At 68.5% G+C, this 21,167-nt stretch carries 15 protein-coding genes and 5 pseudogenes; 5 read left to right on the top strand and 15 right to left on the bottom strand.

The genetic code is table 11. The features are described 5' to 3' along the window. Window positions 1–70 precede the first annotated feature (70 nt). Complete coding sequence (locus ACFO3J_RS32895; protein WP_386437503.1) at window positions 71–1,705, bottom strand: serine/threonine-protein kinase; 1,635 nt, start codon at window positions 1,703–1,705, stop codon at window positions 71–73. 281 nt (window positions 1,706–1,986) lie between these two features. Continuing rightward, window positions 1,987–2,698 (bottom strand): annotated as a pseudogene (locus tag ACFO3J_RS32890) (transposase family protein); the annotation flags it as partial. A gap of 22 nt (window positions 2,699–2,720) precedes the next feature. Between ACFO3J_RS32890 and ACFO3J_RS32885 the strand changes: the two are divergent. Beyond that, window positions 2,721–3,529 (top strand): annotated as a pseudogene (locus tag ACFO3J_RS32885) (IS5 family transposase). Between the two features lie 129 nt (window positions 3,530–3,658). Here ACFO3J_RS32885 and ACFO3J_RS32880 read toward each other — a convergent pair. Continuing rightward, entirely contained in the window at window positions 3,659–5,629 is a 1,971-nt protein-coding gene (locus ACFO3J_RS32880) for a dynamin family protein (RefSeq protein ID WP_386437500.1), read from the bottom strand. Window positions 5,630–6,012: 383 nt separating this feature from the next. Here ACFO3J_RS32880 and ACFO3J_RS32875 point away from each other — a divergent pair. Both ACFO3J_RS32875 and ACFO3J_RS32870 read left to right on the top strand, forming a co-directional pair. Then, window positions 6,013–6,309, top strand: a pseudogene (locus ACFO3J_RS32875) (IS5/IS1182 family transposase); the annotation flags it as partial. Between the two features lie 122 nt (window positions 6,310–6,431). After that, window positions 6,432–7,502, top strand: coding sequence for an integrase core domain-containing protein (locus ACFO3J_RS32870; RefSeq protein ID WP_386437497.1), 1,071 nt, complete (start codon window positions 6,432–6,434; stop codon window positions 7,500–7,502). Window positions 7,503–7,960: 458 nt separating this feature from the next. Here the strand turns inward: ACFO3J_RS32870 and ACFO3J_RS32865 are convergent, their stop codons facing one another. The 3 genes from ACFO3J_RS32865 to ACFO3J_RS32855 all read right to left on the bottom strand — a co-directional run bounded on the left by ACFO3J_RS32865 (window position 7,961) and on the right by ACFO3J_RS32855 (window position 11,588). Then, window positions 7,961–8,407 (bottom strand): MafI family immunity protein, encoded by a 447-nt coding sequence (locus ACFO3J_RS32865; RefSeq protein ID WP_386437494.1) that lies wholly within the window; start codon window positions 8,405–8,407, stop codon window positions 7,961–7,963. A 33-nt stretch (window positions 8,408–8,440) separates the two neighbouring features. Further along, on the bottom strand, window positions 8,441–10,351 hold the full coding sequence (locus ACFO3J_RS32860) for an RHS repeat-associated core domain-containing protein (protein WP_386437491.1): 1,911 nt from the start codon (window positions 10,349–10,351) through the stop codon (window positions 8,441–8,443). 163 nt (window positions 10,352–10,514) lie between these two features. Beyond that, on the bottom strand, window positions 10,515–11,588 hold the full coding sequence (locus ACFO3J_RS32855; protein WP_386437488.1) for an integrase core domain-containing protein: 1,074 nt from the start codon (window positions 11,586–11,588) through the stop codon (window positions 10,515–10,517). A 70-nt stretch (window positions 11,589–11,658) separates the two neighbouring features. Between ACFO3J_RS32855 and ACFO3J_RS32850 the strand changes: the two are divergent. Together ACFO3J_RS32850 and ACFO3J_RS32845 are read left to right on the top strand one after the other, a co-directional pair. Next, window positions 11,659–12,255, top strand: a pseudogene (locus tag ACFO3J_RS32850) (integrase core domain-containing protein); the annotation flags it as partial. A gap of 441 nt (window positions 12,256–12,696) precedes the next feature. Next, window positions 12,697–12,887: pseudogene (locus tag ACFO3J_RS32845) on the top strand (IS30 family transposase); the annotation flags it as partial. A gap of 263 nt (window positions 12,888–13,150) precedes the next feature. Here the strand turns inward: ACFO3J_RS32845 and kynU are convergent. The 9 genes from kynU to paaA all read right to left on the bottom strand — a co-directional run bounded on the left by kynU (window position 13,151) and on the right by paaA (window position 21,127). Next, on the bottom strand, window positions 13,151–14,392 hold the full coding sequence (gene kynU / locus ACFO3J_RS32840) for a kynureninase (RefSeq protein WP_386437485.1): 1,242 nt from the start codon (window positions 14,390–14,392) through the stop codon (window positions 13,151–13,153). A 257-nt stretch (window positions 14,393–14,649) separates the two neighbouring features. Beyond that, entirely contained in the window at window positions 14,650–15,555 is a 906-nt protein-coding gene (locus ACFO3J_RS32835; RefSeq protein WP_386437482.1) for an alpha/beta hydrolase family protein, read from the bottom strand. Beyond that, the gene (locus tag ACFO3J_RS32830; protein WP_386437479.1) at window positions 15,545–16,393 is read right to left on the bottom strand and encodes a tryptophan 2,3-dioxygenase; all 849 of its coding nucleotides are present in this window, start codon (window positions 16,391–16,393) and stop codon (window positions 15,545–15,547) included. Before ACFO3J_RS32830 ends, ACFO3J_RS32835 begins: the two co-directional genes overlap by 11 nt. A 64-nt stretch (window positions 16,394–16,457) precedes the next feature. Next, the gene (locus tag ACFO3J_RS32825) at window positions 16,458–17,240 is read right to left on the bottom strand and encodes an SDR family oxidoreductase (RefSeq protein ID WP_386437476.1); all 783 of its coding nucleotides are present in this window, start codon (window positions 17,238–17,240) and stop codon (window positions 16,458–16,460) included. A gap of 52 nt (window positions 17,241–17,292) precedes the next feature. Then, window positions 17,293–18,438 carry a 2Fe-2S iron-sulfur cluster-binding protein gene (locus ACFO3J_RS32820; protein ID WP_386437473.1) on the bottom strand — a complete coding sequence of 382 codons (1,146 nt, stop codon included), beginning with the start codon at window positions 18,436–18,438 and terminating at the stop codon, window positions 17,293–17,295. 8 nt (window positions 18,439–18,446) lie between these two features. Beyond that, window positions 18,447–18,944 (bottom strand): 1,2-phenylacetyl-CoA epoxidase subunit PaaD, encoded by a 498-nt coding sequence (paaD, locus tag ACFO3J_RS32815; RefSeq protein ID WP_386437470.1) that lies wholly within the window; start codon window positions 18,942–18,944, stop codon window positions 18,447–18,449. After that, window positions 18,941–19,750, bottom strand: a complete 810-nt coding sequence (gene paaC, locus ACFO3J_RS32810; protein WP_386437467.1) for a 1,2-phenylacetyl-CoA epoxidase subunit PaaC — start codon at window positions 19,748–19,750, stop codon at window positions 18,941–18,943. Before paaC ends, paaD begins: the two co-directional genes overlap by 4 nt. Continuing rightward, window positions 19,731–20,036: a 1,2-phenylacetyl-CoA epoxidase subunit PaaB gene (gene paaB, locus ACFO3J_RS32805; RefSeq protein ID WP_386437464.1), complete on the bottom strand. Its 306-nt coding sequence runs from the start codon at window positions 20,034–20,036 to the stop codon at window positions 19,731–19,733. Before paaB ends, paaC begins: the two co-directional genes overlap by 20 nt. Continuing rightward, on the bottom strand, window positions 20,033–21,127 hold the full coding sequence (gene paaA, locus ACFO3J_RS32800) for a 1,2-phenylacetyl-CoA epoxidase subunit PaaA (RefSeq protein WP_386437461.1): 1,095 nt from the start codon (window positions 21,125–21,127) through the stop codon (window positions 20,033–20,035). The genes paaB and paaA overlap by 4 nt, the downstream gene beginning before the upstream one ends. Window positions 21,128–21,167 lie beyond the last annotated feature (40 nt).

Here is a 21,167-nt window from a genome sequence, read left to right as displayed (position 1 = left end):
ACCAGGGGCTTCGCCGTGTTGTCACTCCAACTGCACCACCGCATCAGCAGGTTGGAAAAAGCTCAGTGACTCAGAATCGCCAGCCGAGCCAGTGTCCCAGGAGATACGGAAAGTGCAGCGGGTCGTCGATACCAATCCAGATACCGAGGACCAAAGCGATGAGTCCCGCAAAAGCAAGATATCCTTCGGCGACGTGGGAATAATTGAATGTGTTGCCGATGCAATGTGCCTCGTGAACTTCGATCAGGAATTCATCGAGGGCTATTGATTCCACCACGAGGAAGGTCAGGACAGCTTCTACAAATAAAGCGAGAAGCGAATCGACAACAGCAGCCCCCATGTTGCGGGAGTCGTAATCTTGGGCATGCGCGGCAGCGGTCGCGGCAGTAACCCAGAAGAAGAATATCGCTGCGGCAATGCTGACCGTGATCCAGAAACTCTTCCGGGCCCCTGGTACCCGCTCAGTTGTGGGGAACTCCTCCAGAGCGCTCCTCCACATCTCTTCCCACATGAGGTTCCATGCCCGGCGCCCTTCCGCATCCACACCCAGTGCCAGTAGGACAGATTCCACTTGCGGCCACGCGTCGCGCCTTACCCGCGGTGTTGCGCCACATCCGATCCAGTCGATCAGATCACGTTCCTCAAGACTCGCCGAATTTTCACTTAACTCTGACTCGATGATTCGTCTCCTTATCGCGTACGGGGTCGGCCTTCCATTCCTCTTCCATCTCGCATGGAGGGCGGAAAAGAATTCTGCCGGACTCGGATTCGCTGGCACCCCTGGGGCATGGTCAGGGAGAGGAGGCTGTTCAGCGGGTGCCCCTGTGGCGCTGACTGTTGACGCCATCACCGTAGGCGTGCTGATCGATATTTTTTCACCCTGGGAAACCACGTGCAGGACCTCTGTCGAGCTCTCCGGACGGCTGGCTGCATCCTTGGCGAGTAGGCTGAGAGTGAGCTCATTCAGCCAATCGGGTGTCTGCTGGCGTAGTCGCCCTGGGGGAATTGGCGGTTCGTGAAGATGCGCTCCGAGTTTTGCGGGACCCGTTCCAAGGAATGGCGGTCGCCCCGTTATCATCTCGTAGAGGACACAACCCGAAGCGTACAAGTCGCTTCGCTGATCAATTGGGAATGACCCTCTGATCTGCTCAGGCGAGGCGTAGTCAAAGGTCCCGCTGAACTTTCCAGTAGTACTCACGTGATCTATGGTCGCCGGACTGATCGACTTGCCGATTCCGAAATCGCACAGGACAAGCGCATCGGTATCGTTTCGCACGATCAGGTTACTCGGCTTCATGTCCCGATGTACTACTCCTTTCGCGTGCGTGGCAGCCAGCGCTGTCAGAAGCTTCTCATAGAACGAGACGACAGCGCCGATCGGCAGTCCAGCCGGATTGTCTGCAATTATAGAGGCGAGCGTACGCCCCTCAATGAATTCCATCACCAAATAGTAGGTTCGTGGAGTAACGCCGTAGTCAGTCACTGCGACGACACCGGGGTGATTGATGGATGCTGCGATCCGCACCTCGCGCCTGAATCTGGCTTGAGCGTTCGGGTCTTGGGTCACAGCAGCCTCGTGCAGCGTCTTTACGGCGACTAGGCGGTCGAGCTTGAGATCGGTGGCCCGCCAAACAGCTCCCATACCCCCGCGCCCCACCAACGCCTCGACGCGGTATCTGCCATCCAGAACCTCTTGCGGCTGCATCTCCCACCCCATTCAGTGCTTGGCACGCACTACTCGCACCCTGTTCACACTCCCACAAACGGACACGGTTGCGCAGAGATTCGGCTGTGCCACAGAACCGTGCGACGGTCGGGCTGCCCAGGCCGGCGTGGTGTCTGGAGGGATGCCCGGTCGGGGCGGCGGGGCAGGCGAGGGGCGCCGGGGCGTCTAGTGACCTGAGTCGGAGATTCGTCGTTGGTTGGGTATGAGTCGTCCGGGTCCGAAGATTCCGCCGTTGTTAGTGAGCCTTTTCCATCATCGGTTGAGCTGGCCAGATGCAGGGTGAGGACGGCTTGGACGAGGGCGGTGATCCGGGTGGTGGAGCACCGGAGTTTGCGCAGGAGCCGCCAGTTCTTGAGGGTCGCCATGGCCTGCTCGACGGGTGCGCGGATCTTCGCGTGGGAGCGGTTCACCGCCTTCTGCCCTGGGGAGAGGATGTCCCATCGTCCCCAGTAGGGGATGCGGACCGTGCCGCCGGCGCCGCGGTAGCCCTTGTCGGCCCAGCAGGTGACATGGGCCCGTTCGAGGGCGTCGATGATGCCGTGTTCGCGGGCTGCTCGGATGTCGTGGACGGCCCCGGGCAGGGCTGGTGAGGCCCACAGCATGCGGCCGGACGGATCGGTGAGGACCTGCACGTTCATGCCGTGCCTCTTGTGTTTCCCGGAGTAGAAGGGCTGGTCCGCGGCGATGCGGTCGATCGGCAGGAGCGTGCCGTCCAGGAGCACGAAGGCCTTCGTCGAGGCGGCGCGGACGGCGTCGGCCAAGGTGGGTGCAAGGGCGGCCAGGAGGTCCACGGCCTCGGTGACGTAGCGGTACGCCGTCGTGGTCCCGACTTCGAACCCGGCGGCGAACTGGGCATACGGGTGTCCGTTGCGGAGGTGGGCAAAGGTGAGCAGGGCCTGGCGGCCGGCACGTCGAGACCGTGGTGGAAGCCGAGGGCCAGCGCAGCCGACTCGTCCTAAGACGTCGTCTCATTTGGTTCGGTAGGCTGTGGTCCATGGTGGGGATCGTTGAGCGGCTGGTGCCGGATGAGTTGTGGGAGTTGTTCCAGCGGGTGGTCCCGGAGGCGCCGTCGCGCCCTCAGGGCGGTGGCCGTCGTCGGCACGGTGACCGGGAGGTTCTGGCCGCGATCGTGTTCGTGGCCACTTCCGGCTGCACCTGGCAGCAGCTGCCCTCGGCACCGTTCGGGCCCTCGGGGCCGACAGCCCACCGGCGTTTCTCCGAGTGGACGAAGGCGAGGGTCTGGGTCAAGCTCCACCGCCTGGTGCTGGACGAACTGGGCTCGCGCGGCGAACTGGACTGGTCCCGCTGCGCAGTCGACTCGGTCAACATGCGGGCTGTGAAAAGGGGGACCTGACAGGTCCGAATCCTGTCGACCGGGGCAAGTTCGGCTCGAAGATCCACCTGATCACCGAACGGACCGGTCTGCCCCTGTCGGTCGGCATCTCGGGGGCGAACCTGCACGACAGCCAGGCACGGATCCCGCTGGTGAAGGGCATCCCGCCGATCCGTTCCCGCCGAGGGCCGCGGCGCCGCCGACCGGGAAAGCTCCATGCGGACAAGGGATACGACTAGGACCACCTGCGGCGATGGTTACGCGAACGGCAGATCGCCCACCGCATCGCCCGCAGGTGTGTGGAAAGCTCGCAGCGGCTTGGCCGGCACCGCTGGACCGTCGAACGCACCATGTCCTGGCTCTCAGGCTGCCGCCGACTCCACCGCCGCTACGAACGCAAAGCCGAGCGCTTCCTCGCCTTCGCCAGCATCGCCTGCACCCTCATCTGCTACCGCAGACTCACCAAATGAGACAGCTTCTTAACGCCCTCTCACAACACCCCCAGAGAAACACGGCAGCGGCGGCGCCATCGCATGCCCCGCCGCTGCCGAGTTGTTCGCCGCGCGTTGCCGACAGCACTGCCTGTCCGCGCGTACCGGTCAGGCTCCGGTGGTGAGGTCCTGGACCGCCGTGACGAGCAGTTCACCTTCCTGACAGATCGGTGTGAGCAGATCGACGAGCTCCCGCCGCTCCTGGATCTCCGGGTGGGCGATGCGGTGCCGCAGCAGTTCCGCAGAGCCATTGAGCTGTTTGCTGTACTCGTGGAGATGGTCGATCAGCTTGTCAATGACGCTCATGCCCTGAGAGCCGGCGCCGACTTCGAACTGGTCCCGCAGGGAGTTCGCCTCCGCGTCCAGCGCCCGGATCCACTCGTTCTGCGTCACCTCCAGTGAGGTGCTCGGGCCTTTGAGAGCTCTCACACCGGCGTACACGACCGCAGCGCCACCGATGATCAGCCCGGCAGGTGGCATGATCGCGCCCGCGGTGGCGAGGCCCATCAGCCAGGAGGCGCCGGCCGCGACCGGGGTCGCGACGCCGACGACCGCCGCGGTGCGCTGGAGCAAGTCGAGTTCGACGGCGTGCGTCCGCTCGGGGAGGCGGTTGGTCATCTCCCTGATGTCGAGGGCGTAGTCGGGCAGTTGGTCGCCCGCGCCGGTTTCCCCCAGCGAGTCGGCCACCGCCCGCAGCGCCACCTCCTTGAACTGTGCGATCTGCTCGGTCCACAAGGTGCCAGGTCCATCTGCTGTACGCATCCAGGCCAGGAGTTCGTTGTTCCGTCTGACATGGATCGCGTTTGCCTGCGACGCCTTGCGGACATCGCCCTTCCTGATGCTGTCGTCCATGACCGAGTGGAGGTGCGCGGCGAGGCCGACGAAGGGCCGTGCAGCACGTTTCACCCGGCTGTCGAGCTCCATTTGCAGGGCGGCGCGCAGCCGGGGGATCTCCGCGTTCAGATGGGTGAGGCGCCGCTGCTCGCTCTCCAGGAGCGTTCTGAGCTCGTCGATGGGCAAGCGCTCGGTCACCAGTCGCTGGTTGAGGGCACGCCACCGGGGTGTCAGCATCCGCCGTGCCCCGGCCGCCACCGCGGCGATGTGCTCGGTGCCGGTCTCCGTACGGATCAGATCCGACAGCACCTCGCGCAACGAGTCCATCCGGCTCTCCGCCCGCTGCCGCGCTGCCGCGCTTTCCGAGATATGGGTGGCGGACCAGACGGCGTGCGCCTCCAGCGCGGGTGAGACCGGAAGGAACCCCTCTCCGACGAACTCGTCGTCGGGAGTGCCGTCGCGTCGTGTGAAGTGCTCCCGCAGATAAGCGTTGTTCCGGTTGATCGTTGCCTTCCACGCCGGGATGTTGCGGTGATCGACCTGCAGCGCGGAGTCGATGGCGGTGACCACCCACACCACACGTTTCCCGGTGGGCTGGCAGTGATTGTGGAGGGACTCGATGAGCGCGAGGTCGTTCTCCGACAGAGAGCGGCTTGCGTGCGACACGTAGATGAAGCAGTCCGCGTCCGCCATCGCCTTGCGGACGATCGAGTCGTGGATCACATTGGGTGAGCCGTGGCCGGGCAGATCGTAGAGTTTCGCCGGGAGCAGGCACTCCGCGAGTTGCACCTCGATCTCGGCGACCTTCCGTTGGCGGTGTGCCCTGATCCGGTCGGCCAGGTTGGCGTCCTCCATCGCGTACGCGGCAACCACGGACTCCGCCGGCGAATTGCCCACGTCCTCCCAGTCGTCGGGGTCGGAGTCGGTGAAGCGGACGCGCAGGAAGCCCTTGTCCGACGCGTCGTACGTACCGCCCTCGTCCACCGGGACCACAGTTGCCGGACACGCGGTGGTGGGTACCGGAGAAGACGGCAGCAGCCCGACGAACCTGTCCGAGGGAACACCGGCGATGGAGTCGACCTTCATCAGTTCGAGGTGGCCCTGCAACCCGCTGAGCAGGAAACTCTTCCCCGAGGAGAAAGCACCTAGCATCGCCACGTTGATCAGGACCGAGGATCCGCGGGTACGCAGCCGGTGCAGTTCCTCGACGTCCCGTGCTGCCTCCGCCGCCCAATCCGCAGGCATATCCGGAACCTCGGCGACTGCTCTCAGCCATTCTTGAGAACGTCGCAGGGTGTCGCGCAAGTGGGCGCGTAACTCGTCTAAGTCGGAATTCGTCACAGTTGAGGTTAGCGAAATGGAGCGGACGCCGGTGGCGTATTGAACATCTACGGCGCAACTCGTTCGTTCCGCGTCCGGCGCTACGGTGTGGCTGAGGCGGGCGGGGCATGATGGCTCCTGTGAAGAACAATTCAGAGACCCGTCCCGCCCCGATACCCGGCTACGACGGCGGCCCTTCCCGTGGCCGGTGCGGCGTGCCGGCCCCGATCGTCACGGTGAACGCGGGCCGCAGGTAGCCAGTGGGCGGCCGCGGCCCGGCCGGGCACAGCTCGATGACGCTTCCGTAGGCCCTGGTCGACCAGGGCTTCAAGAAGCAGGTCGTCGTGCACGGCGCCGGCCTGGGTATCGAAGTCGAGATCGTCGAACGCAACGCGCAGGACAAGGGGTTCGTGCCGCAGCCGAAGCGGTGGAGGGTCGAGCAGACCTACGGGATCCTGATACTGCACCGGCGCCTGGTCCGCGACTACGAGCACCGCCCATCCTCCTCCGCGTCCCGCGTCTACTGGGCGATGACCCAGATCATGGTCCGCCGGCTCACCGGCGCGAACACTCCGACCTGGCGCGATCCGCAGGCGGCGGCGTGAACGTCCAGCTCCTGCTCGACGCGCTCGGCATCCAGGAGGACGCCTGTAGGGTGCCAAAACTGGTACACGGCCTTTGATCAGGCACTTTGCGGTTCGTAATGATCATGGCATGCTCGGACTGTATGGCGTTGCGTGTGCTCTGCCTGATCTTCGTCCGGCTCCTCGGACTGCTCCTGCTGCTGTCGCGGTCGGAGGATGCCAAGGACATTGAACTCCTCACGCTGCGCTGCGAGGTCGCGGTACTGCGTCGACAACTCGGCACCCGGCCGCGCCTGATGTGGCCGGACCGCGACGTGCTCGCCGCCCTCACCCAGCACCTGCCGGGCAGGTTGCGTCGCCACCGCCTGGTCACCCCCGGCACCCTCATGGCCTGGCACCGCCGGCTACTGCGGTGGAAAGGGAAACAGAAGCCCGCCAGGACCGGACGCCCACCGATCTCCGAGGAACTCACCGCTCTCATTCTGCGTCTCGCCTGCGGGGATCCGACCTGGGGATGTACCCGCATCCAGGGCGAACTGCGACGCCTCGGCCACCGCGTCGGAGCCTCCACCGTGCGCCGCATCCTGCGCGGCGCCGGCCTGGGACCCGCACCCGGACGCAGCCGTAGCGCCCCGACGTGGCGGGAGTTCCTGCGCGCGGGCATCCGGGCTGTTCGCCGCCGACTTCTTCCACGTCGATACCGTGACCCTGAGGCGGCTGTACGTGTTCTCCGTGATGGAGGCCGGTACCCGGACTGTGCACATTCTCGGCGTCACCGCCCACCCCACCGTGGCTTGGACCACCCAACCGCCCGCAATCTGTTGGCCGATCTCGGCCAGCGAGCTGTCGGCTTCCGCTATCTGCTGCGTGACCGTGACAGCAAGTACACCCAGGCCTTCGACGCCGTCTTCACCGCGGACGGAGTCGAGATCCTGAAGAGCGCACCGCAGACCCCGCGGATGAACGCCCACGCCGAAAGAGGCATACGCACCATCAGAGCCGAGTGCACCGACCGGCTCCTGATCTACAACGAACACCACCTGCGTCACGTCCTCGCTGAGTACGCCGAGCGCTACAACGCCGGCCGGCCCCACCGCGCCCTGCAACTGTGCGCTCCCTCCGACGACCTCAACGTCATCCCCTTCCCCGCACAACGCATCCAGCGTCACGACGTCCTCGGCGGACTCATCCACGAGTACTGCCAAACCACTTGACGAAGATCAGCGCCGCTGGCAAACGCCCACGTCAGCGCCTGCGCAGAATTTTTGGAACCCCACAGGGCGCACCGGACCACCTCCGCTCGAGCGGAGGTGGTCCGAACCGGTCGTACTGGCCTTGCGGGTGCCGATAAATCATGCATGCAGCTCAGAGAGCTGATGGCCGGTCGGAAAATCGATCGGTCAGATCAGGAACTGAACGTGTTTAACGAACCATGACGCCACACTTGAACGCGTTTGATTTCCACCTCGCAGCAACTCACGTTGAGACGGTCCATCAGTTCGCTGAACTGGGCGGATGAGCTTCTCGGCAGGGGCAAGACCGAGGGTCGCTGCGAGCTGGCGGTCGCCGACCTCGAACAGGTGGCTGTCGCGGATAAGGAAGTCGGGGACCCAGTGGTGGCGAGGGGCCGGGACGGCGATCGTGAGGTCGAAAAGGCCTTTCGGCGAATAGATTATCGGACAGTGGGACCTTCCGCTGTCCCTGATTCATCGTCCACTTTGTCACGGATTTCTTCGACTAGGTCTGCGATGTCCCACTCTTTCCCGAGTTTGGATAGCAATGTGAATTCTGTGCGGCTGATGGTCAGATCGTGGCTCCGGATGATTCCGCAGAGCCACTCGAATGCCATCTCCATCTCGTCGTTTTCTGCCAGTTCGATGACGGTCTGCAAGGCGATCTCGGGGCCTTCCGCCTGCAGGTTCCGGCTCCGAACTGCTTGCGTGATTTCACGGAGCCGTGCCGGTGACGTGTCTGATTTCCTTCTTTTCACGTGATGTTCTCCACTATGTTGGCGGGCTGTTCCCACTGTTGGCATCGAAATGTGAATCGTGAGGATATGGCGTCGGCCTGCCGTCTGGGCTGGCGGCAGGCCGACATCATGGCTGTGCTGTTCGATCACTGATGGGAACCGGTGACCGATGGAGAGGTGATTCTAGATCCTCTTCTTGTAGGCTGTTGTGACGCCAATGGGCCATCCTTCGTACAGTCGGGTACTGTAGAAGGCGGTGACCTGGTACGTTATCAGCCTGCCGCACGCACAGCGGTGCTTATAAGTATAGATAATCTTGTATGAAGATGCTCCGTCTTTGGGGTCGTCCCATTGCCACTCCCAGTTGCCCCTGACGAGCGCTTTTTTGAGGTCGCCGAGCATCCCGCCCTTGGTGATCCAGCCGTCACGTTTTCCCCACCCCACGTGCTTGTCGACGATGTGACGGATGCCGAACATGCCGTAAGGCTTGATCCTGGTCTTCGTGCCTTCCCGGATGATGAGCCACCACTGGCCGATCTGGCGCGACCACATCAGAATCCGGAAGGTATCGCATCCCTTGAAGGGGTTGCCCCATGACCCGCACCGGCCGTCGAGGTCCGATCCGTTGACCGGGTCGGCACAGACGTAGTCGTAGGCGTTGCAGTTCCCGCCTGCTATCGGGTCCATGGACAGGAAGCGCCCAGCCGCGGGATCGTACAGACGCACCCCCATCAGGGTGAGGCCGGTGAGTGTCTCGTCGGACCGCTGCTTGCCTCCCAGCCAGGCATATCGGGTGGCTTGCTGTCCTGGCCGCGGATTGCCGTATTCATCGGCGTCCAGGACGGTCGGGGCGACCGCGGTGTCGGCGGGGAGTTGCAGCGCGATGTCACCGTGCAGGTCGGCGAGCTGGAGGATCACGCCGCCGGTCTTGGTGGTAGTGGCGGCGAGATTGCCGTCGAGCCCGGTGACGTTGCGGGTGAGCGCACCGGAGCCGGTATCCTCCACGATCCAGCGGGGGCTGTCGGAGTCTGTGTCATAGTGGTTGACCTTTGCGGCGGTCTGGGTCCAGGTGCCGGATGCGTTGTCTTCTGTGGTGAAGGCGCGGAAACGCAGGCCGGAGTCGAGGGTCCAGGTCCGGCGCTGGGTTCCGGCGGTCTGCTGCTGGAGCAGGTCGTCGGTGTAGTAGGCCAGTGTGGTGCCGGGCCGGGTGGTGGTGCGGCCGAAGGCGTCGTAGGTGTAGCCGGTGTTGACCAGGCGGTCGGCGGTGTCGTAGGTGCTGGGGACGGTGGTGCCGCCGGTGGTGGTGCAGTCGGCGTTGGGCGCGGCGATGGCGGTGGCCAGGGATTTGCGGTTGCTGTTCTTGTCGAAGGTGTAGCTGCGGGTGGTGCATACCGCGTCGGTGCCGGTGTCCTGTACTTGGGTGAGGCGGCCGGCCTGGTCATAGGTGTAGTTCTGGGAGGCGGTGATTCCGGGGGTGCCGGTGTGCGTGGCCTCCTGGTCGTGGATGGTGTCGCTGATGCTGTCGGATACCAGCGTGGTTCCGTCGCTGTCGCGGGCGTATGTGCGATCGGTGGTCGTGCCTGTCGGGTCCGTGTGCTGCGTCATGGTGTAGCCGCCGGGAAGACCTTCGGCGGTGAGGTCGCCGTCGGCGTCGTATGCCGCGGTGAAGCTGCCCGCGACGGAGTCGGTCACTTTGGTGGCCGGGCCGCGGGGGTCCAGGCTCGTGTCGTAGGTGTAGGTCGTGGTGGACGGCACGTTGTCGGTCACCGTGGTGGGCCGGTTCAGAGCGTCGTACTGGGTACTGGTGGTGCCGCCGTCGGCGTCGGTGTAGGACATCTGGCGGCCGAGCTGGTCGTATGCCTTGGTGATCGTGCCGCCGGCGGTGGAGGTCTGGGTGAGCACGGCCTCGGTCGCCGTGTCGTACGCGGTGGTCACTGCCGGCACTGTTGTCCCCGTGCCTCCGGTGACGGTGACGAGGGATGGACGGGCGGCTGTGTCGTACTGCGTGGTGGTGGTGCGGGTGATGCCGCCTGCGGTCTCGGTGACGACGGTCGAGTTGCCCCACAGCCCGTACTGGGTGATCGTGGTCGGCAACTCGTTGGGGTTGGTGCCCCCTCCCGTGATCGTTCCGCCCGGGGCCGTCTGGCACACCTCGTCGGCCCACTCCGGCCTTCCGCCGCACGGCCCCGTGCCTGTAGGGTGCCAAAACTCCTGCATGTGCGCTGACCTGGTCTCTCGTCAGCGGCGCTGATCCTCGTCAAGTGGCCTGGCGGTACTCGTGGATGAGTCCGCCGAGGACGTTGTGGCGCTGGATGCGTGGTGCGGGGGAGGGGATGACGTTGGGGTCGTCGCCGGGAGCGCGGAGTCGCAGGGCACGGTGCGGCCCGCAGCCGTTGTAGTGCTCGGCGTATTCGGCGAGGACGTGTCGTAGGTGTTGTTCGTTGTAGATCAGTAGGCGGTCGGTGCACTCGGCTCGGATGGTGCGTATGCCTCTTTCGGCGTGGGCGTTCATCCGCGGGGTCTGCGGTGCGCTCTTCAGGATCTCGATGCCGTCCGCGGTGAAGACGGCGTCGAAGGCCTGGGTGTACTTGCTGTCACGGTCGCGCAGCAGGTACCGGAAGCCAGCAGCGCGCTGGCCGAGGTCGGTCAGGAGGCTGCGGGCGAGCTGGGTGGCCCAGGCGGCGGCGGGGTGGGCGGTGATGCCGAGGATGTGCACGGTTCGGGTGCCGACATCCAGGACGTGGAACACGTACAGGCGTCGCAGGGTCACGGTATCGAGGTGGAAGAAGTCGGCGGCGAGCATTCCGGATGCCTGGGTGCGAAGGAACTCCCGCCAGGACGGGGTGCCGCGGTTTCGTCGGGGTGCGGGTCCCGGGCCGGCGCTGCGCAGGGTGCGGCGGATGGTGGAGGCTCCGACGCGGTGGCCGAGGCGTCGCAGCTCGCCCTGGATTCTGGTGTAGCCCCAGGTCGGATTCTCGTGAGCGAGGCGCAGGATCAGGGCGGTGAGTTCCCCGGAGATCGGCGGGCGTCCGGTCCGGGAAGGCTCCTGCTTCCACTCCCACCGCTGCAGTCGGCGGTGCCAGGACAGGAGGGTGCTGGGAGTGACGAGGCGGTGGTGGCGCAGTCTGCCCGGCAGGTGCTGGGCCAGGGCGGCGAGCACGGCACGGTCCGGCCAGGTCAGGCACGGCCGGGTGCCGATCTGCCCGCGCAGGACCGCGACCTCGTGGCGCAGCACGAGGATCTCGACGTTCTTGGCGTCCTCCGACCGCGACAGCAGCAGGAGCAGTCCGAGGAGCCGGACGAAGATCAAGTAGAGCACGCGCAGCACCATGAGATCCGAGCATGCCACGACCATACGGAACCGCAAAGAGCCTGATCAGAGGCCATGTACCGGTTTTGGCACCCTACAGGACTTCCTACGCTCCCAAAGCGATGCCCTCCTGGCCTGCGACTTCTTCGAAACCGTCACCCTGTCAGGCACCCGACTCTACGTATTCGCGGTGATCGAACACGCAAGCCGCCGCATCCGCATCCTGGGCGCCACACCCCATCCCACCGCGCCCTGGGTCATACAGACAGCCAAGAACCTCGTCATGGACCTCGAAGACGCCTGCGGCCAAGCGCGGTTCCTGATCCGAGACCGGGACGGCAAGTTCCCTGCCCTGTTCGACGCCGTCCTCGCCGACGCCGGGATCGAGGTGGTCCTCAGCGGCGTACGCGTACCGCGCATGAACGCGATCATGGAACGCTGGGTGGAGACCTGCCGACGGGAACTGCTGGACCGCACGCTGGTCTGGAACCACCGGCACCTCCTCCACGCGCTCCGTGAGTTCGAGACCTTCTACAACGAACATCGGCCGCACCAGGGCATTGCCAACGCCCGCCCGCTGCACTCTCTGCCCGTGCCGATCACCGATCCCGAGGAGATCGATCGCCTCAACATACAAAGACGCGACCGCCTGGGCGGCATCCTCCACGAGTACCAACATGCCGCTTGACCTGCAGGGATGAGGTTTTCGGCAAGGACAACGCCACTCGCTAGGGGCTGGAACCTGAGGCTCCGGCAGGTTGCCCAGAGTCGGTCGATCACCCGGATTCGTACCCCTCCCGGTGCGCTGGCATCCCTGGCCGAGACCGGTGTTGGGGGGTGTGAAGGAGTGCGATGGGGCCCAGGTGCTTTCCGATTGCGCTGGGTGACCTTGGTTCCCGCGGGCGGGATGGGGACACCGGCGGGTGGAGGTTGGGCTGTTCGGGTGGTGGTGCGGATGGCGGCTTTGGTGGTGGGCAGTCCTGCTTCCTCGACGTGAGGGGAATGGGCATGGTGCAGCAGCTGGTGCAGGGCGGCTTGACCGGGGCGGGAGTTCCGGCATGACGTCCCGGTGGACCGCGGCCGGGGTGTGGCTGCGGTGGCGGGTGAGTTGGGTGCGGAGCTGCACGCTCTGCTCATCGAGTTCCCCGACGACGCGAGCACGCGTGTGAGTCCGGAGACGATCTACCAGGCGATCTACGTCCAGGCCCGTGGCGGACTGCGCCGCGAGGTCGCCCTGGCGCTGCGCACCGGGCGCACCCGCCGCAAGCCGTCCGCGGCCCTGAACAGCGCACGCGCCGGTTCGTCGACGAGATGGTGATGAACGACGGCCGGTTGCCGGAGGAGCGATTCTCCGGGAGCCGAGAAACCCTTGCCGGAGGATCTGTCGGAGACCGACAACGCTGATGAGCGGCCCCCTGACGCTCCTGGTGGCCAGCCGGTGGCCGGACGCCTTTGGACGACATACCGCGGTACGGCGGGCGCCGTCGGGCGAAAGGTCCCGCGGTCGCGGTCCGTGGCGGGCGAACCGGCCCGGTGGCACGGGACAACGCCGGCGACGGCGCTCACCGGGGCCTGCGTACGGTTCACGTCACCGCGCCCGCGGCCACCGCCGTCGGGTCGTAGGCCCCCGTCGTCGAGATCTCGCGCAGGCAGGTCACCGCACTGAGGATCTCCGCGTGCGAGGTGTACAGGGCGTTGACGCCGAAGCGCAGGAGATCGGGGGCGCGCATGTCGCCGATGACGCCCCGGGACTCCAGGGCACGGGCCAGCCCGTAGGCGTGCGCGTGGCGAAGGGACACCTGGCTGCCGCGACGCTCTGGGACGGCCGGGGTGACCGGCTCGAAGCCCAGGCCGTCCAGCAACTGGGCGGCGCAGTCCAGGAAGAAGCCGGTCAGGGACAGGCTCTTGGCGCGGACCTGTGCCATGTCGACATCGTCGAAGACGGTCAGCGCCGCCTCCAGGGCGAGCAGCGACAGGATCGGCGGGGTGCCGATCCGGGCTTTGCCGATCCCCGGCGCCGGCTCGTACGTGTCGTGCAGTCCGAAGGGGTCGGCGTGGCCGTTCCAGCCGGTGACCGGGGGCCGCCAGTCGGCGTGATGGCGTCGGGCCGCATACAGGAAGGCCGGAGCGCCGGGGCCGCCGGAGAGGAACTTGTAGCCACAGCCGACCGCGAAGTCCGCCTCCAGGGCGTCGAGTTGGATGGGCATCGCCCCGGCCGCGTGGCACAGGTCCCAGAGCACCAGCGCGCCCGCCTCGTGCGCCGCCCGCGTGGGCGCGGCCATGTGGTGGAGCTCGCCCGTGCGGTAGTCGACGGGGGAGTGGCACACCACGGCCACCCGGTCGCCTTCCTTCTCGAGGAAGTCTTCGAGGTCGGCCGGGCTCACCCGCCGCGCCTCCAGGCCGAGTTGGGTGGCCACCGCGTCGGTGAGGTAACGATCGGTGGGGAAGTCACCGGGATCGGTGACGAGATACGGGCGGTCGGGGCGCAGCGCGGCGGCGGCGCTGAGGGCGTTGTAGAGCTGCACGCTCGTGGAGTCGCCCGCCACAGTCTGGCCCGGCGCCGCGCCGATGAGCCGCCCCACCCGGTCGCCGATCCTTGTCGGCGCCTCCCACCAGCCGTTGCTGTTCCACGAACGGATCAGGTCGGTGCCCCACTGGCGGTGGACGAGATCGTGGAGGGCCGACGGAACGGCGGCCGGGAGCGGACCGAGCGAGTTGCCGTCCAGGTAGACGATTCCCGCGGGGAGCAGGAAACGCTGGCGGACATGCGCGAGCGGCGCCTCGGCGTCGAGGGCGGCGGCGTGTGCGACGAGGGCGGTGGTCACTGGCGGACCCCTTCGGTTGTGGGCATCAGTGAGGTGCTCCTGGTCGGATGCGGTGAGCGCCGGGGTGACGGCCCCAGGCCGTCGCCCGTTCGGGGCCCGCGCGTCCCCCGACTCCTGCGGAGCTGCCGGGCGGCGACGGACGAACGCCCCGGGGAGCGCCGGCCGGCCACCGCCCGGGCACCCGTTCCTGGACCGGCCGGCCGCACCTGCCCGCAGCTGCTCGCGCAAGAGCTGCGAAGCCGCCACCAGGAGGGGCGTCATGGGCGCTGGGGCTCCGCGACGGCGACGGCCGCGACCTTCGCCGACTCCGACTCCGACTCCGCCACCGACTCCGAAGCCTGCGCCGCCTCCGCGACCCCCGCCGCCTCCGCGGCCAAGCGGCGCATGACGTCGGCGACCGCGATCGCACCGGGCGCGTCGGGCTCGATCAGCGTGTAGTGGCCGATGCCGGGCAGGACGACCGTGTCCAGGTCGTCGTCCACCGCCGCGTAGTCCGCGAACTGCGACAGCGGGACCTCCTCGTCGACCGCGCCGTGCAGCAGCACGGTGCGTACGCCGGTCCGCCCCCGCCTCTTCAGCAGCGTCAGCGGATCGACGTACGGCATCCGCTCCTCGAACAGGGCCGGCCCGCCGAGGAGTTGCAGTGCCGCGTCGTCGCTGAGCCGGTCCCGGCGGGTGGCGTCGAGGTCGGTCAGCGGGGCGAGAGCAAGCACGGCGGTCGGCAGGGAGGTGGTGTGCCAGGGCGAGTCGGTGGGCAGCAGCGCGCGGGCGGCGCACCACAGCGCGAGGTGACCGCCGGAGCAGTGGCCGGCCAGGACGTACGGCCGGCCCGCCGGCAGTGTGTCGACGATCCGGGCGATGTCGTCGAAGGTCTCCGGATAGCCGCCGGCGCCCCCGGACCGGCGAAAGCCGGGCAGCAGCACGGAGAAGCCCTGCTTCGCCAGCCAGGACGCGAACGGTGTCAGGTGCATACGGTCGTAGCGCCAGTACCCGCCGTGCAGCAGCAGCACCAGTGGCGCCCCGGGGTCCTCGGCGGGCCAGGAGTCATAGACCTGGTGCGGGTGGTCCCCGTACCTCCCGTGCGCCGGCGCCAGGACCGGCTTCAGGCTCAGGACGCGCCGCTCTTCCTCGGCCGCGAAGGCCGAGATCTCCCTAGACGTCACCGCGTACCGCCCACAGCTCCGGGAAGACCGGCCGTTTCGCGCGGGCCTCCAGCCAGGCGACGCCGGACGAACCGGCGCTGCCCGTCTTGGTGCCCATGGCCCGCCGTACCACCAGGACGTGGTCGAAGCGCCAGCGCAGCATCCGTTCGGCGATGTCGGTGAGCAGCTCGCCGAGTGCGAGCAGCGGATGGTGCTGCGGACCCGCGTAGACGACCCGCCACGCCGCGACGACACCGGGGTCCGACTCGTAGGGCGCGGTCACGTCGCGCTCCCGCACCGGTTCCGGCACCGGCAGTCCTCGCCGGTGCAGGAAGCGCAGCACCTCGTCGTAGAGTGACGGCTCCTGGTACGCCACGCGCAGCGCCTCGTGGACCGACGGGTCGCCCTGATGGGACCGGAGCAGCGCGGGGGACTTGTCGCCGAGCAGGAACTCCATGTGCCGGTACATCGCCGACTGGAAACCGGACGCCCTGCCGAACGCCGCCCGGAACCCGTCGAACTGGTGCGGCGTCAGCGCGGCGACCGGTGTCCACGACGCCACCAGCGCCTCGACCGCCCGGCGGCTGCGCACCAGCGCGTCCGTCGCGGCGTCCAGGTCGTCCTTGGCGAAGGCGTCCCGGGCCGCCCGCCACTCGTGCGTGATCAGGGTGAACCACAGCTCCATCACCTGGGTGGTGACGAGGAAGCCCATCTCGTCGGCGGCCTCGGTCAGGGGCTGCTGGAGGGAGTTGAGGACGGAGGCGCGCACGTACTCGTCGTAGGGGCTCGCGCCGTGGAACGGCTGGGTGAGCTGGTCGTCCGGGGACAGATCCGCGAGCGCGGACGGGCGGTCGTTCATCGAGTGCTCCTCGGGACTGCCGTACTCGTGAAGTGGACTGGGGTGTCGCGCGAACGGGCCAGGCCTACAGGCCGAGGTGGACGCCGCCGGTCGCATCGAGCCACTGGCCCGTCACCCAGCGGGCGTCGTCGCTCGCGACGAAGGCGATCACGTCGGCGATGTCGGCCGGCGCGCCGAGCCGGTTGAACACCGAGGCCGCGGAGAGCGCCTGCCGGATCTGCGGGTTCCGCAGGGTCGGGTTGATCTCGGTCTCGGTGAAGCCGGGCGCGACCGTGTTGACCGTGATGCTCCGCGGGGCCAGCTGGAGGGCGAGCGAGAGCGTCAGGTGCTCCAGGGCCGCTTTGGTCATGGAGTACGCGACGATCGCCGGGTACGCGACGCGGGTGGCCGCCGACGAGACGCTGATGATCCGGCCGCCGTCCCGCAGCCGGCTGATGCCCCGCTGGAGGATGAAGAACGGGGCCTTGGTGTTGACGGCGAAGATGTGGTCGTAGTCCTCCTCGGTGACCTGCTCGATCGGCCGGGGCAGGGTGATCCCCGCGTTGTTGACCAGAATGTCCAGGCCCGGTCCGGCGCCCGCGTCGTACGCGGCCAGCTCGCGGTCGAACGCGGACCAGAGCGTGGCCGCGTCACCGGGGACACCCAGTTCCGCGCGCACCGCGAACGCCCGGCCGCCGTCCGTCTCGATCTCCTTGACCGTGCGTTCCGCCGCCGCGGCGTCGTGCCCGTAGTGGACGGCGACCAGCGCGCCCTCGCGCGCCAGCCGCCGGCTGACGGCCCGCCCGATACCGCGGCTGCCTCCCGTGACCAGCGCGGTCCTGCCCTGCTGTCGCCCGGTGGTGGTCAAGGTCGTCCTCCCATGCTGAAGGTCCTGCGGGTCTCGCCGGTCGGGTGATCGGTCAGAGGTCGAAGTCGAGAGTGAGGTCGTCGGTGCGTGGCCGGGCCCGGCAGGCGAGGGTGTAGCCCGCCGCGAGATCGCGGGCGTCGAGGGCGTGCTGCCGGCCGAGCGTCACCGAACCGGCCACGACCTTGGCGCGGCAGCTTCCGCACACGCCTTCCCGGCAGGCGTACGGCGCCTCCGGCCGGGCCCGCAGCACGGCGTCCAGCACCACACGGTCGCCCGGCGCCATGGCCACGACCGTCGATCGGCCACCGATAACCGCACGGATGTGCCGCTCGTCGCCGGACGCCGCCACCTCGGTCTCGGGATCGGGCTCAAGACCGGGCCCGGTACCGGTCTCGGCCTCGGGCGGCGTGCCGTCGGCCGAGAACAGCTCCCGGCCCACCAGCTCCGGCCGCGCGCCCCAGGCCGCCAGCGTCGTCCGCGCGGTCTCCACCAGCGCGGCGGGTCCGCACAGGCTGAACGAGGTCGTCCCGTCGGGCCGCGCGTCCAGCAGGGACAGCAGCCGCGTCAGCTTCTCCGCGTCGATCCGCCCGCTGAACAGCCCGCTCCCGCGCCGCTCACGCGACAGGACGTGCAGCACGGTGAAGCGGTCGACGAACTCGTCCTTCAGCTCGGCGAGTTCGTCCGCCAGTAGCGCCGTGCCCGCGGAACGGACCGCGTGGACCAGCGACACCCGGCAGTCCGGCGAACCGCGCAGGGCCGTCGCCGCCATCGCGGCCAGGGGTGTGACCCCGGTACCCCCGGCGAGCAGCACATGGTGTCCGCCCGTGAGGTCCGGCAGTCCGAACCCGCCTGTCGGCGGTGACAGGCCGAGCACGTCGCCGGAGGACAGGGAGTCCACCGCGTAGGCGCCGAAGCCGTCGGACGAGTTGCGCTTGATCACCAGGCGCAGGGCACCGGGGTCGCCGGGCGGCGGGCACACCGAGTAGGCGCGGCGCAGTTCCCGCCCGCCGGGGCGCCGGTGGCGGACGACCACATGCTGCCCGGCCCGGGCCGCGAAGGTGCTGGCCAGGTCCGGCGGCACCCGCAGGGTGACGGCCACGGTGTCGTCGGCCAGCGCTTCGAGCCCGTCGACCGTGAGCGGGAACCAGCCGCGGCGCGCGGCGGGCGCCGGGCCGGGAGCGGGCCGCGTCGTGTTCATCGGGGGCCTCACACCGTGGCCAGATACGGGAACGTCTCGTGGCAGGCCGTGCACACCAGGATTGACTGGCAGCGGGTCGGGCCGAAGGAGCTGTGCGGCCGGGTGGCCAGGGAGCCGCACTGCGGGCAGGGGACGCCGAAGCCGAGCCGCACGGGCCGCGGCGCGGTCGTGGCTCCGGGCGGGGCGATACCGTGCTCCGCGAGCTTGCGGCGGCCGGCCCGCGTGATCCGGTCCGTGCTCCAGGCGGGGGCCGTGACCTGGCGGACACGGCCGTCGGTGTAACCGCACCGGGTGAGGGTCTCGGCGATGGCCGAGGCGATCGCGGACAGGGCGGGGCAGCCGAGGAAGGTGGGGGTGAACTCCACCTCCAGTCGGCCGTCGGCCGCCGTGCGCACCTCGCGGATCACACCGAGTTCGCCCAGCGTGACGACCGGCAGCTCGGGGTCCGGGAGGTCGTGCACGCGGGCCCGCACCTCGTCGAGGGGAACGCGCGTCCGGCCGGTCACCAGTTACCTCCGGGGAACTGCCGGCGCACCGACTGCAGTTCGGCGACGAGTGGGCCGAACTCCTCGGAGTGCAGACCGCTCCGGCCGCCGGCCGCCTGCCAGTCGGGCGTGGGAAGGGCCAGCCCGGCATGCCGTACGACGGCGCCCACGCGCTCCCGCCACTCCCCTTGCGACGCGGCGGGCGGCGCGGCGGTCCCGGCGGCGGCGAGCCGGGCCACCACGTCGTCCGCCGCGAACAACTCCCCGGTGTACGGCCACACACGGTCCAGCCCGGCCTGCATACGACGGGCGCTCTCCGCGGTCCCCAGGCCCAGTCGCACCGTCCAGCCGTCGGCGTGCCTGCGATGGTAGTCGACCTCCTTGGCCGCCCGCGCGGCGAAGCCGGCCAGCTCGGCCTCGGCGGCCGTGGCGAGCCCCTCGTAGTACAGGACGGCGTAGTGGCTGTAGACGAGCTGCCGCGCGATCGTCACCGCGAAGTCGCCGCCCGGCAGCTCGGTGAGCAGGCAGTTGCCGAACTCGCGGTCCGAGCGGCCGAATGCGAAGTCGTCCTCCGAGCGACCGGTGCCGTCCAGGCGCCCGGTGAGGGTCAGCAGGGCGCGCGCGTGCCCGATGAGGTCGAGGGCGATGTTCGACAGCGCGAGGTCCTCCTCGATCGTCGGTGCGCGGGTGATCCACTGGCACAGGCGCTGGCCGAGGACGAGGGCGTCGTCGCCGAGCCGGGAGGTGAGGACGGCCAGGTCGCCCGCGGCGGGTGCCGCGGGCGACCCGGCCGCGGCGCCGGGTCCCTCAGTCGTCACGCTGGTCATCTCCTTCGGCGAGCGGTGCGAAGTGCTCGGGGTAGCGGTACGGCTTGTGGCGGGCGTTCGCGAAGAACGGGTCGCGTTCGGTGGGGGAGGCCGTGTGAACGGCCGCGGAGCGGACCACCCACAAGGACAGGGGGTCACCGCGACGGGTGTACAGGTCGCGGGCGTGCTCCAGCGCCATGTCCGGATCGACCGCCCGGACCGAACCGACGTGCTGGTGGGCGAGCCCCCGGCGCGGCCGTAGAAAGACCTCCCAGGACGCCATCGCTCCCTCGGCCTCCCGGCTCACAGCGCCGCCCTCCCGCCGTCGTCCACGCGTGCCGCGTACGCGGCCGCCGCCTCCCGTACCCACGCCCCGTCCTCGTGCGCGGCGACCCGGTGCGCGACGCGCTGCCGGGCGCAGTGCGTGTCGTCACCGAGCGCCCCCCGGTACAGCTCCCAGTCGATCGGCCCGAAGTCGTAGTGGCCGCGCTCCTCGTTCCAGCGGATCCCCGGGTCCGGCAGGGTCAGCCCGAGGCGTTCGGCCTGCGGGACGCAGTGGTCGACGAAGCGCTGGCGCAGTTCGTCGTTGGTGTGCCGCTTGATGCCCCAGGCGATGGCCTGCCGCGACACGGCCGCGCCCAGCGCCACCGTCCGCTGGTCCGCGCCCGCGGCGACCGTGTCAGGCGGGCCGAACATCAGCGCCACGGCCGGCAGCCACCAGCGGTTCACCGCGTCCTGCGCCATCTCCCGCTGCCCGGGCGTGCCGTCGCACAGGGCACGTATCAGGTCGTAGCCCTGGCGGACGTGGAAGGCCTCCTCCTGGCAGACGCGGCGCATGGCCCGGGCATACGGACCGTACGAGGTGTGGCAGAGCGGTGCCTGGTTGATGACCGCCGCGCCGTCCGTCAGCCAGGCGATCGCCCCGGTGTCGGCCCAGGTGAGCGCCGGGTGGTTGAAGGTGGCGGCATAGCGCTGACGGCCCTGGTGGAGGGCGTCGAGCAGCGCGGCGCGGTCGACGCCGAGCGTCTCGGCGGCGGCGTACAGATAGAGGCCGTGGCCGGCCTCGTCCTGGACCTTGGCGATGAGCACCGACTTACGGTGCAGCGAAGGGGACCGGGTCAGCCAGGCGCCCTCCGGCTGCATGCCGATGATCTCGGAGTGGGCGTGCTGGGCGATCTGGCGCAGCAGCATCCGTCGGTAGCCGTCGGGTATCCAGTCGCGCGGCTCGATGGTCTCGCCGGCGCTCAGCAGCGCCTCGAAGTGTGCGAGGAGCTCCTCCTGCGTGGTCGGCCCGCCGGGGCGGTAGGTCCGCTCCGACGGGACGTCGGCGCCCCGCGCCGTGGACACCGTCGCGGACGCCGGGCCGGCTGTCCGCGCGCTGTGGTCGAGCACCCGCATCACGTCCTCGCCTGTGACCGCCCGGGGCCTCGACGGCGGC

Origin of the sequence: Streptomyces polygonati, assembly GCF_042650325.1 — a bacterium.
Classification (GTDB): Bacteria; Actinomycetota; Actinomycetes; order Streptomycetales; family Streptomycetaceae; genus Actinacidiphila; species Actinacidiphila polygonati.
Note: the sequence above shows the minus strand (reverse complement) of the source record. Positions and strands in the feature narration are given on the sequence as shown.

Bases quoted from the DNA above. Each gene is read 5' to 3' on its own strand.
- ACFO3J_RS32895 (WP_386437503.1), bottom strand. From the start codon at position 1,705: ATGCAGCCGCAAGAGGTTCTGGATGGCAGATACCGCGTCGAGGCGTTG.
- ACFO3J_RS32880 (WP_386437500.1), bottom strand. From the start codon at position 5,629: ATGCCTGCGGATTGGGCGGCGGAGGCAGCACGGGACGTCGAGGAACTG.
- ACFO3J_RS32870 (WP_386437497.1), top strand. From the start codon at position 6,432: ATGGCGTTGCGTGTGCTCTGCCTGATCTTCGTCCGGCTCCTCGGACTG.
- ACFO3J_RS32855 (WP_386437488.1), bottom strand. From the start codon at position 11,588: ATGGTGCTGCGCGTGCTCTACTTGATCTTCGTCCGGCTCCTCGGACTG.
- ACFO3J_RS32830 (WP_386437479.1), bottom strand. From the start codon at position 16,393: ATGAACGACCGCCCGTCCGCGCTCGCGGATCTGTCCCCGGACGACCAG.
- ACFO3J_RS32820 (WP_386437473.1), bottom strand. From the start codon at position 18,438: ATGAACACGACGCGGCCCGCTCCCGGCCCGGCGCCCGCCGCGCGCCGC.
- paaC (WP_386437467.1), bottom strand. From the start codon at position 19,750: ATGACCAGCGTGACGACTGAGGGACCCGGCGCCGCGGCCGGGTCGCCC.
- paaA (WP_386437461.1), bottom strand. From the start codon at position 21,127: ATGCGGGTGCTCGACCACAGCGCGCGGACAGCCGGCCCGGCGTCCGCG.